This is a genomic window from uncultured Ruthenibacterium sp., assembly GCF_963558415.1.
In the GTDB taxonomy this organism is placed as follows: domain Bacteria; phylum Bacillota; class Clostridia; order Oscillospirales; family Ruminococcaceae; genus Ruthenibacterium.
This window is the reverse complement of record NZ_CAUWGY010000086.1, coordinates 1-9,627: the sequence shown is the minus strand read 5'-3', so window position 1 is coordinate 9,627 and position 9,627 is coordinate 1. Positions and strand designations below refer to the sequence as shown.

10 protein-coding genes and 1 tRNA gene are annotated in these 9,627 nt (G+C 50.9%); 7 read left to right on the top strand and 4 right to left on the bottom strand.

What is annotated here, in order from left to right; all coding sequences use genetic code 11:
* The coding region (locus AB5H98_RS11465) for a sensor histidine kinase (RefSeq protein WP_367926030.1) at window positions 1-873 on the top strand (873 nt) is incomplete at its 5' end.
* Between the two features lie 163 nt (window positions 874-1,036).
* Here the strand turns inward: AB5H98_RS11465 and AB5H98_RS11460 are convergent.
* Window positions 1,037-1,501 carry a TspO/MBR family protein gene (locus tag AB5H98_RS11460; RefSeq protein WP_367926029.1) on the bottom strand — a complete coding sequence of 155 codons (465 nt, stop codon included), beginning with the start codon at window positions 1,499-1,501 and terminating at the stop codon, window positions 1,037-1,039.
* Between the two features lie 272 nt (window positions 1,502-1,773).
* On the opposite strand from AB5H98_RS11460, the gene AB5H98_RS11455 reads away from it, so the two are divergent.
* Window positions 1,774-3,549 carry an oleate hydratase gene (locus AB5H98_RS11455; protein WP_367926028.1) on the top strand — a complete coding sequence of 592 codons (1,776 nt, stop codon included), beginning with the start codon at window positions 1,774-1,776 and terminating at the stop codon, window positions 3,547-3,549.
* A 30-nt stretch (window positions 3,550-3,579) separates the two neighbouring features.
* Window positions 3,580-4,191 carry an HdeD family acid-resistance protein gene (locus tag AB5H98_RS11450; protein ID WP_367926027.1) on the top strand — a complete coding sequence of 204 codons (612 nt, stop codon included), beginning with the start codon at window positions 3,580-3,582 and terminating at the stop codon, window positions 4,189-4,191.
* Window positions 4,192-4,226: 35 nt separating this feature from the next.
* Here AB5H98_RS11450 and AB5H98_RS11445 read toward each other — a convergent pair whose 3' ends face one another.
* Window positions 4,227-4,937: a Crp/Fnr family transcriptional regulator gene (locus AB5H98_RS11445; RefSeq protein WP_367926026.1), complete on the bottom strand. Its 711-nt coding sequence runs from the start codon at window positions 4,935-4,937 to the stop codon at window positions 4,227-4,229.
* Between the two features lie 149 nt (window positions 4,938-5,086).
* Here AB5H98_RS11445 and AB5H98_RS11440 point away from each other — a divergent pair, with 149 nt between their 5' ends.
* Genes AB5H98_RS11440 through AB5H98_RS11425 form a run of 4 tightly spaced genes read left to right on the top strand, consistent with a single transcriptional unit; the run spans window position 5,087 to window position 8,015 of the window.
* Window positions 5,087-5,635, top strand: a complete 549-nt coding sequence (locus AB5H98_RS11440; protein ID WP_367926025.1) for an HdeD family acid-resistance protein — start codon at window positions 5,087-5,089, stop codon at window positions 5,633-5,635.
* A 32-nt stretch (window positions 5,636-5,667) separates the two neighbouring features.
* On the top strand, window positions 5,668-6,042 hold the full coding sequence (locus AB5H98_RS11435) for a desulfoferrodoxin family protein (RefSeq protein ID WP_367926024.1): 375 nt from the start codon (window positions 5,668-5,670) through the stop codon (window positions 6,040-6,042).
* 19 nt (window positions 6,043-6,061) lie between these two features.
* Window positions 6,062-7,018, top strand: coding sequence for an alpha/beta hydrolase (locus AB5H98_RS11430; protein ID WP_367926023.1), 957 nt, complete (start codon window positions 6,062-6,064; stop codon window positions 7,016-7,018).
* Window positions 7,019-7,034: 16 nt separating this feature from the next.
* On the top strand, window positions 7,035-8,015 hold the full coding sequence (locus AB5H98_RS11425) for a putative ABC transporter permease (protein WP_367926022.1): 981 nt from the start codon (window positions 7,035-7,037) through the stop codon (window positions 8,013-8,015).
* Window positions 8,016-8,760: 745 nt separating this feature from the next.
* Here AB5H98_RS11425 and AB5H98_RS11420 read toward each other — a convergent pair.
* Window positions 8,761-9,267: a hypothetical protein gene (locus AB5H98_RS11420; RefSeq protein WP_367926021.1), complete on the bottom strand. Its 507-nt coding sequence runs from the start codon at window positions 9,265-9,267 to the stop codon at window positions 8,761-8,763.
* Window positions 9,268-9,487: 220 nt separating this feature from the next.
* Window positions 9,488-9,563: transfer RNA gene (locus tag AB5H98_RS11415), tRNA-Lys, on the bottom strand.
* Window positions 9,564-9,627: the final 64 nt, after the last annotated feature.

The window sequence follows — 9,627 nt, the reverse complement described above, 5'->3', positions numbered from 1 at the left end:
CTGGCGGCCGCGGCGTATCTTCTGGCCTATCGGCTCAGCCAGTCCATTGTGCGCCGGCTTTACCGACTCAACGATACCATGCACGCGGTAGAGCGCGGAGATGTCTCCGCTCGGGTGGAACCGCAAGGCCGTGACGAAATCGGCCAGCTCATGCACAGCTTTAGCAATATGATGACTCGAATCGATACTCTCATGGATGAAAAATTGGAGCAAGGTCAACAAATCAAAGCGCTGGAACTGAAAGCCCTTCAGGCTCAGATCAATCCGCATTTTCTTTACAACTCTTTGGATCTCATCAACTGCACCGCCATCGCCTACAACATTCCACAAATCAGCAGAATGGTCAATGCCCTGGCCAAATTTTACCGACTTTCCCTCAGTCGGGGCCGAGAAGTCATTCCCCTGGCGGATGAGCTCAAGCATGCACAACTTTATATGGAAATTCAGAATATGCGGTTTGAGAATCGAGTACATGTGGAATGGGATATTGAGCCCGGAATCGAGCAGTGCTCCATCATAAAAATCGTACTGCAGCCTATTATTGAAAACGCTGTTATCCACGGCATTTTTGAACGGGAGGACAAAACAGGTTGTCTGCGCATTACCGCACACCGGCAACAAAACGATTTGGTCATTGAGGTGGAAGACAACGGTGTGGGCATGGATGAGGCCACCCGGGAAGCCAATTTTGCGGCGGATGCCTCCAGCGCCAACACCAAAGGCGGTTACGGAGTGCGCAATATCAACGAGCGGTTGCACCTGGCCTATGGACCGACATACGGTCTTTTCTGCGAAAGTGAAATTGGCCAAGGTACACGTGTAACCATTCGTGTTCCTGCCGAACCGTATCCTCCTGTTGGCACCGAACTCTAACACCTTAAACATTGTATCATTGTTATTATCTGTACAATAAACTTCCTACTTGGTGGTCACAAAAACCTTTTTTCATCATTACAGACAATATCGTCTGCGCATATCTTTCCAATGCACAAAAAAGCCAGTCTCAATAGGACTGGCTTTTCTTTTTCACTTGTTTTTATGCATTCAGCAGCCATACCGCGGCGTTCAAATACCCGGCGAATCCCACCCAGGCCAGATACGGGACCTGCAGCCAAGCCGCAAGCCGACTTTTGGCCGCGAAAGAAATGGTCATTGCCAAAATTACAAACCACAGAACGGCTAGGCACACCAGCGCACCCAAGTAATTGCCGCTGTTAAAAAACAGCAAACTCCAAGTGCAATTCAGCCCCAATTGAGTGATCCACAAAAATACCGACCGCCCTGTGCCAGGACCGCCTTTACGCACAACCAGTGCCATACCCAACCCCATCAACAGATAAAGTACTGTCCATACGATGGGAAACACCCCGCCGGGCGGAGTTAATTCGGATTTTTCCAGCAAGGGATAAACGGTTTCCAGACCCGTGCGGGTAAAATACCCTGACAAAGCACCCACCCCTATGGACAGCGCCGGAAAAAGGATAAAGGCAAATTTCTTCATAAAACAACCTCCTTAAATGGTACGTGCAACGAACCAAACGTGTTTCTTGTCTTCATCATAACCGCCTTGGTGAAAAAAATCGGTTGTTCATCCAACACCATCTTTTTTGGCTTTTGCAAATTACGTTGTTTGACACACCGATTTTTTCATGGACAAACGGTATGATGGAACCAGGTTGAAAGCTTTGCCGGGATTGTCCGGCGCGGCCTTTGACACCGCAAGCAACAACAAAAGGCCGCCGGAATGATCCGCGGCATCAGGAGGTAACAAGTATGTACTACACAAACGGAAACTATGAAGCATTCGCCAAACCCCGAAAACCAAAAGGCGTCGATGAAAAGCAGGCGTGGCTGGTAGGCGGTGGACTGGCCAGTCTGGCCGCGGCGGCCTTTTTGGTTCGAGACGGACAGATGCCCGGAAACCACATCCATATTTTGGAGGAAGCACAACTGCCGGGCGGCGCCTGTGACGGACTGTTCCGCCCGGAGCTCGGCTTTGTGATCCGCGGGGGAAGAGAAATGGAAAACCACTACGAATGTCTGTGGGATCTGTATCGCTCCATCCCGTCTCTGGAGCAGGAGGGCGCCAGCGTTTTGGATGAATTTTACTGGCTGAATAAGGACGACCCCAACTTTTCCATGAACCGGGCCACTCTGGATCGAGGGCAGAGCGCCGAGACCGGAAATCGGTTTGAGCTTAGCGACGAGGCCGCTCTGCAACTAATGCAGTTGTTTTTGACCCGGGACGAAGATTTATACGACAAAACCATTGACGACGTACTGGGAGAGGAATTTTACAAATCCAATTTCTGGCTGTATTGGCAGACCATGTTTGCCTTTGAAACCTGGCACTCGGCTTTGGAGATGAAGCTGTATTTGCAACGCTTTCTTCACCACATTGGCGGCTTGCCGGACCTGTCCGCTTTGAAATTTACCAAGTACAATCAGTACGAATCTCTGATCCTGCCACTGACAAACTACCTGATTGAACAGGGCGTTCAATTTGAATATGGGGTCAAAGTCACCAACGTTCTATTCCACTTTTTCCCGGACCGGAAGGTAGCGCATCAGATGATCTTAGTGCGCTCTGGCCAAGAGGAAACTATGGAACTGACGGAAAATGACCTGGTGTTTGTCACCAACGGTTCCTGCACCGAGGCCAGCGCCCTAGGAGACAACGACCATCCGCCGGTCGTAGACACAGAGTCCGGCCAGGGGTCCAGTTGGGAGCTATGGAAAAACATTGCGGTGCAAAATCCACTGTTTGGCCGCCCGGAAAAATTTTGTTCGGACATCGAGGCCACTCGCTGGGAATCTGCCACGGTGACACTGCTGGATGATCGGATTGCACCTTATGTGGAAAACATTTGCCACCGAGATCCCTATGCGGGCAAAGTGGTAACCGGTGGAATTGTAACTGTAAAAGATTCTGCTTGGCGTATGAGCTGGACCTTCAACCGGCAGCCCCACTTTCAGGCCCAACCCAAAGGCCATCTTGTAGGATGGATTTACGGACTGTTTCCCGACGAATTGGGAGATTTTGTAGGCAAACCCATGAAGGACTGCACCGGTGCGGAAATCTGCATGGAGTGGCTGTATCATCTGGGCGTTCCCGAAAATGAAATTGAAACGCTGGCTCTGACCGCAGCCAATACGGTCCCTTGTATGATGCCCTATGTCACTGCATTTTTTATGCCCCGTGCGGCGGGAGACCGGCCTGACGTAGTACCTGAAGGCTGCGTAAACTTCGCTTTCCTTGGTCAGTTCGCCCAAACGCCTCGGGACACGATTTTCACCACAGAGTACTCAGTGCGCACGGCCATGGAGGCGGTATATACACTGCTGGATGTGGAGCGGGGTGTTCCGGAAGTATTCGGTTCTGTATACGACGTGCGCTGTCTTTTGAATGCGACACACTATTTATTGGATGGTCGCCGAGTGACCGAAATGAAGCTTCCTCTGCCTTACAAACTGGCTTTGCACGCGGGACTGGACAAGCTGCGCGGCACCGTTCTGGAAGAAATGCTGGAACGCTATCAACTGATTTAACTTTTATACAACTATAAGGAGGAAGTCTTTATGAAACAGACTTATGAAACAACCATTTCCCCACCCCAACAAACGCAAGACACTGTTAAAAAAAGCGGCGTTGTCAGCGGAGTGCTGATTGGGACTTTGATGATGGGCTTCGGCCTTTTGGCGGCCTTTGCCCCAGTGGCCACCGGGCTGTCTCTGGCCTATGTGATCACGGCTGGACTGGGCATTTACGGAGCCACACAGTTGGCGGCCTGGGTGCGCGCCGGGCGTCAACGTCGCAACGGCTGGACTTTGGGGGGCGGCATTCTATTGACAGGGTTTAGCCTGTTCACCCTCTGGTCCGCTTTGCAGACCAGCTACGGTACCGTCGTCATGATTTCCGCTTTGGCAACGGTGGCAGCTTTCTTTACAGTGCTCATGGGCATCGGGCAGTTCTTCACTTTTGATGAACTGCGCACCCACGGCACGGAAGGAGCAGGGTGGGTACTTACAAGTGGAATTCTGAATGTAATTTTGGGCATTGTACTGCTGACCAACCCCATTGCCAGTTGGTTTGCCCTCAGCGCAGTCTGGGGCATCTACCTCAGCGTCTCCGGACTGGCGCTACTGGTGGAATCCATTTCCGGCCGCCGAGGTGTGCGGGGCGATGTATAGCCATCAAAAAAGGCCGCGCAACTGCGCGGCCTTTTTCATTTCTCATCGTTTGGGTCCGGCTCATCGTCGGTAATTGGCATTTCCACCAGCAGTTCAAAACGGCTTTTATCAAAACGAAGAAGTCCTTCGTCCCGCATTTTGCACAGCTCATTGGACATGGCACTGCGGTCCACAAACAAAAAATCTGCCAAATCCTGCCGATTCAGCGGGATGGAAAACGTGCGGCTTTTCGCCCGGTGGTACTGACCTGACAGATAGTCTTGCAACCGCTCACGAGTGGATCGACGAGTGCTGTCCTCCAGTTTGCGGGTCAATTTTTGGGCCTTCTGCGCCATGGATAAAGTCAAATTCTGCAAAAAGCGAATCTGAGTGGGTGCAGTGAGCACGTTTTTACGCAGAAGCTGATCCACGCTCAAATACAAAATCTCTGTGGGTTCGGCGGCAACGATAGAGATGTGCAGCCGGTATCGGCCCACGGCATTCAATTCCCCCAGAGAGTCGCCGGTGTATAGTACGTCCATCAAATTGCTGTTTCCATTGCTGTCCACATGGGACAAATGAACACTGCCAGACAAAAGGATGCCGATTTCGGGGAAAGGGTCTCCGTCCTGAGCGACCACAGCGCGTTTTTTGTATTTGCATCGATGAGGGGACATGGTCCCGAGCACAGTTTCAATCTCCTCATCCGAAAGATTACGAAACAGCATTCCTGATTTCAAAACGGAAAGGTCCAGCGCGGGTTCCATGAAAAAGCCTCCTCAAGTTCGTTTTTTTCATTATATTCCTTACACTTATTGCCTTCAAGGGCGAAAACTTGCAAGTCTGTTGTTTGACACACCGATTTTGCGCACCACAAATGGTACGATGGATACAACAAAACAAAGGAGGCTTTTATATGTTTGAATTTTTCTGGGGTCGGGCCGCATCTGTGTGGATTGCGGCATTATACATTGCAATGGGACTTTTGTTACTCATTTTCCCAGGCGTCAGCAGCACACTGTTTGTGTGGTGCCTGGCCGGAGGCGCAGCGCTATATGGAGCCAGCCATCTGTGGAGATATCTACAAGGCAAGCGCTCAGGCACGTCCCAGTCCGGAGACCTATTCCTATCCATCCTTCCCGCCGCGTTTTCCGCGTTTGCACTCTTGTGGCCTCAGGCGGTCCTATCGGTGCTGCCTTTAGTCCTGGGCTCGCTGCTTCTGGTAGACGGAGTGGGAAAACTTCCTCTGAGCCTAGTTGCCATTCGGGATAAATATCCCAACATGGTACCCCTGATCCTGGCCTCGGCCATTCCCATCATTCTAGGCATCTTAATCGTAGTGAATCCCTTTCAAACAGCAAAACTGGTGGTCGCTGTATTCGGCATCAGTTTGGTAGCAGACGGAACCAGTGACTTTCTAACCGTTCTGATGGAAAAACGCTCTACACATCCGGCAGGCAAATAACCCGCCAAAGCTTACAAAAAGGAGAAAAAAAAATGAACTTTTATCAATGTGCCCACTGTGGCAATCTCGTCCTCAAACTAAAAGACTCCGGCGTACCGCTGGTGTGCTGCGGTCAGCCCATGATTCTAATGGAGCCTGGCACCGCAGACGCCTCGCCGGAAAAGCACGTACCCGACATCGTGTACACAAACCAGGTAGTACAAGTGCAAGTGGGAAAAACCGCACACCCTATGACTCCGGAACACCGCATTGAATGGATCGTTCTGGAAACGGACCGTGGCTATCTGATTCGAATGCTCAATCAGCCGCAGCCGCCTGCCGCTTTCTTTAAACTGGCGATGCACGAACATCCCCTGGCCGTATATGCATTTTGCAATCTACATGGACTTTGGAAACAATCTCTCTAACATGGAAACGAGGAATCTTATGAAAAAAACATGGTTTACCGGCCAACGCTTCAGCGAGGCCAAAGGGGAAAGTCCTCTTACCGAAAAAACAACCCAGGCAATGCTTGCGGCGCTCAAGGCAGTTCATTCTGCCTCTGCTCCCGCGGATGGAGATCTGGAAGGGCTGGCTCGTCAGCGGCAGAGCCAAAACGTTCTGGGCCGGCTGTTCAGCCCGCAACTGGGCTTTACTTGGGAACCCTTCTCTCTAGGTGAAATGCCCATGGCCTGGGCAAGACCCGAATGCGGACACGACCGCTACCATGTGGTGTTGTATTGCCACGGCGGCGGCTACACCAGCGGAAATCTGGGCTACGCCCGCATCCTGGCATCCAAGCTGTCCCAGGCCACTGGATACGATGTACTCAGCTTTGAATACCGCCTTGCACCTGAACATCCCTATCCTGCAGCGCTGGAGGATGCTCTGACCGCCTGGAACTACCTGATGGAACTGGGTTACGGCGCCCGCGACGTAGTACTGGCTGGGGATTCGGCGGGAGGAAACCTGGCACTGGAACTGGTTTTATCCTTGAAAAAAGCTGGACGCCGCCTTCCGGGCAAACTGGTGCTGTACTCCCCTTGGACAGATCTTTCCTGCTCTGGCGCGTCTTACTCTGAACACGAGCAGGACGACCCCATTTTAACCCGAACCTATCTTGAGTCGGTACGCCAAGCCTATGCACCTCAGGGCGACTGGGAGCAGCCGGAACTTTCACCGCTATTCGCGGACCTGAGCGAGTTTCCGCCCACGTTGATCCAGTACGGAGGGCACGAGATCCTTGCCGACGATTCGACCCGGCTAAAAAAGAGCCTGGATCAGGCAGGCGTACCCAATGTGCTTCAGTGCTGGCCCAATATGTGGCACGTGTTCCCCATGTTCCCGCTTCCCCAAGCGCAACAAGCTATGGAGCGAGTCGCTCTGTTTGTACTAACATCTTAACTAGGAGGAGATTGCCATGACAAGATATCCTTTGACTCAGTGGTTTTTGTTCTTTTTCATCTATGCGTTTCTAGGCTGGGTCTGGGAATCCTGTCTGGTATCGGTACAGCAGCACCGATGGGTCAATCGCGGTTTTTTAATCGGTCCTTTTCTTCCTATTTACGGCTTTGGTGCCCTGGCACTGCTGGCTTTCACTCTGCCGGTACAAACCAATCCTGCGATGGTGTTTCTCTTCGGAATGCTGGGAGCCACCGTGCTGGAATACGTCACAGGCTACGGCATGGAAAAACTATTCCACGTCAAATACTGGGACTACAGTCGGTTTCGCTGGAATTTGAACGGCTACATCTGTCTTGCGGCTTCTCTGTGCTGGGGCGTTTTCTCTCTGCTGCTGGTGAATTTCCTTCACCCTGCCGTGGCACACCTTGTAGGGCAACTGCCCATGTGGAGTATATCCGTTTTGGTGGCATTTTTGGTGGCGGGGATTACCGTGGATTTTCTTCTCTCTCTACGGCAGGCCCGGGATGTGCGCACTCTGCTGGTGAATCTCAGCGAAAGCCGGCGTCGAATCAAGGGACTGCGTACTCGGCTTAAAGTAAACGTTGCCGTTACGCCCATAAGAGTTCCGCAACCCGCAAACCGCGGCGGACTAATCCAGCGGCTGAACGCATTGCGTGAGGAGCGGCGGGTGCTCTTGCGCACACTGGCCGCTCGTTTGGAACAAGCGACCGATGAGCAGCACCGCACGCGGGTGTGGGCCCAAAGCCAGCTTCAGCTTATAAAAAGCGAGTGGCAGGCCATGGAAGAGCGAACGGACGAAATGTACCAGCGGGCGGCAAGGCATCTGAGGCGAAACCCTCACGCCGCTTCCCCGCAGCACAGCGAGGTATTTCTTGATGTTCGGTCCCTTTTTACTGAAAAGCCGAAACTTATTTCCGGTAAAACGCCAGAACCTATTTTTACACAGGACACACCATCCAATCAATCCATCGGATAGCCCCTGTTTGGTTTATCCGCTACAACTGGCAGCTATCTCTTTCTTTGTTACAATGAAAATGCAAACTTCCACGGCTGTACGTTTTTTCTTCCTCTCACCTGCTCGACTCCTTCGGTCTAACCAAAATTTGCACCAATGCCTTCTTGTGATAACGGCTGCAAATTGCTCAAAAGTGTTAATGTAACAAATCTCCGTCTCCTTCGAAAAGCGTTCGCAGAATAATCAAAGGCCCATACCATCATACATGGTATGGGCTCTTTTTAGTGATATATGTGTTTCGCTCACCGATTAAAAACAAGTTCTCTTTTATTCATCACGTGGCATAAAGCGCAGAAGGATAGCCCTGCAAAACTCTCTGGCACATTTGAAAACAAGAACTTTTTACGATCCAAATTGCAGGCTAATCCGAGAAAAATTCGATAACAAAAACCACTATTCCAATGGACAGTGGTCGCCGTAGTGCGGTTTGCGAGTGCGTATCCGAACGGTTTTTCTCCCAACTGGCCTCAGGCCGGATAAGGGCGTTCTTTTCGGACATCTTCCGCTTCGTCGGCAACAGGACACACCGCCTTGTTTGCGAGGTATAGTGTGTTATACCTGCTGGCCACAGAGGTACAGAAACGGGGAGCAAGGGAGATAAAGCCCCTCTACCACGGGCTGGGAAAAGGCTCCGGGGGCTGGCAGGTATACAAAGTCAAGGCAGACCGCTTGCTCGATGGTACACAATTTATCTCGTAAGATACCGTCAGTCCTCCCACTCGCCCTTGTGGGCCTCCCACCACGCTGGGAACGCCGGGTCCTTGGGGGAGAGGGTGGGAAAAAGTGTTGAACTAATCAAACTTGTATCCCCCTGTTTTTTGCTAAAGGGAAAAATACAGTTGATTTCATTACGCGCTCCCAAGTAGAGTAATTTCATCAATGCATCTTCGCTTGTTGCCCATTTGTGGTTGCCGTATGTCATGTAAAATTGATTAAGCGAAAGCGACTTTATATTCTGATGGATACCTGCTAATTGCCCAAACAGGTATTGAATTGTGCGTTTGCTTTGTAGTATGGCGTTTTTTTCAAAAAAGACCGTAGTTTCCTTATCAGAATACCCCAATTCTGCTCTGAACACATCACTCCAAAGGGTTTCTGTATCATACTCCTTTGACTCACACCGATTGAAGATGGCCTGGACATTGCCCTCGTTCAGTTCTAACGGCTGAAAACCCTCGGATTTGATAATCGGTTTCTTATTGAGAAACCCCATTGTGCAATCCCCCTTCCGCACCAAACGGGTGCAGTTTTATCTGTTTTCATTGTAAAAAGATAAAGTAAAAAGTGCAAGGAGGGAAGAAGACATATTTACCTTCTAATGGGAATTTTTTAGAACCACCTTCATAGTACAAGATGGAGTCCGTCCTTTAAAAATAGACAAAAAATAATCCGAACTCATCTCCTACCGGAAACAAGTTCGGATCATATTGGTTTGGTGCACCTCCAGGGACTCGAACCCTGGGCCCGCTGATTAAGAGTCAGCTGCTCTACCAACTGAGCTAGAGGTGCATATAATTGAGAAAAGAGCCGGCACCTACCTATTTTCCCAGGTCGTCTCCAACCAAGTATCTTC

Coding starts and splice junctions, on each gene's coding strand:
- AB5H98_RS11460 (WP_367926029.1), bottom strand. CDS start 1,501: ATGAAGAAATTTGCCTTTATCCTTTTTCCGGCGCTGTCCATAGGGGTG.
- AB5H98_RS11455 (WP_367926028.1), top strand. CDS start 1,774: ATGTACTACACAAACGGAAACTATGAAGCATTCGCCAAACCCCGAAAA.
- AB5H98_RS11450 (WP_367926027.1), top strand. CDS start 3,580: ATGAAACAGACTTATGAAACAACCATTTCCCCACCCCAACAAACGCAA.
- AB5H98_RS11445 (WP_367926026.1), bottom strand. CDS start 4,937: ATGGAACCCGCGCTGGACCTTTCCGTTTTGAAATCAGGAATGCTGTTT.
- AB5H98_RS11440 (WP_367926025.1), top strand. CDS start 5,087: ATGTTTGAATTTTTCTGGGGTCGGGCCGCATCTGTGTGGATTGCGGCA.
- AB5H98_RS11435 (WP_367926024.1), top strand. CDS start 5,668: ATGAACTTTTATCAATGTGCCCACTGTGGCAATCTCGTCCTCAAACTA.
- AB5H98_RS11430 (WP_367926023.1), top strand. CDS start 6,062: ATGAAAAAAACATGGTTTACCGGCCAACGCTTCAGCGAGGCCAAAGGG.
- AB5H98_RS11425 (WP_367926022.1), top strand. CDS start 7,035: ATGACAAGATATCCTTTGACTCAGTGGTTTTTGTTCTTTTTCATCTAT.
- AB5H98_RS11420 (WP_367926021.1), bottom strand. CDS start 9,267: ATGGGGTTTCTCAATAAGAAACCGATTATCAAATCCGAGGGTTTTCAG.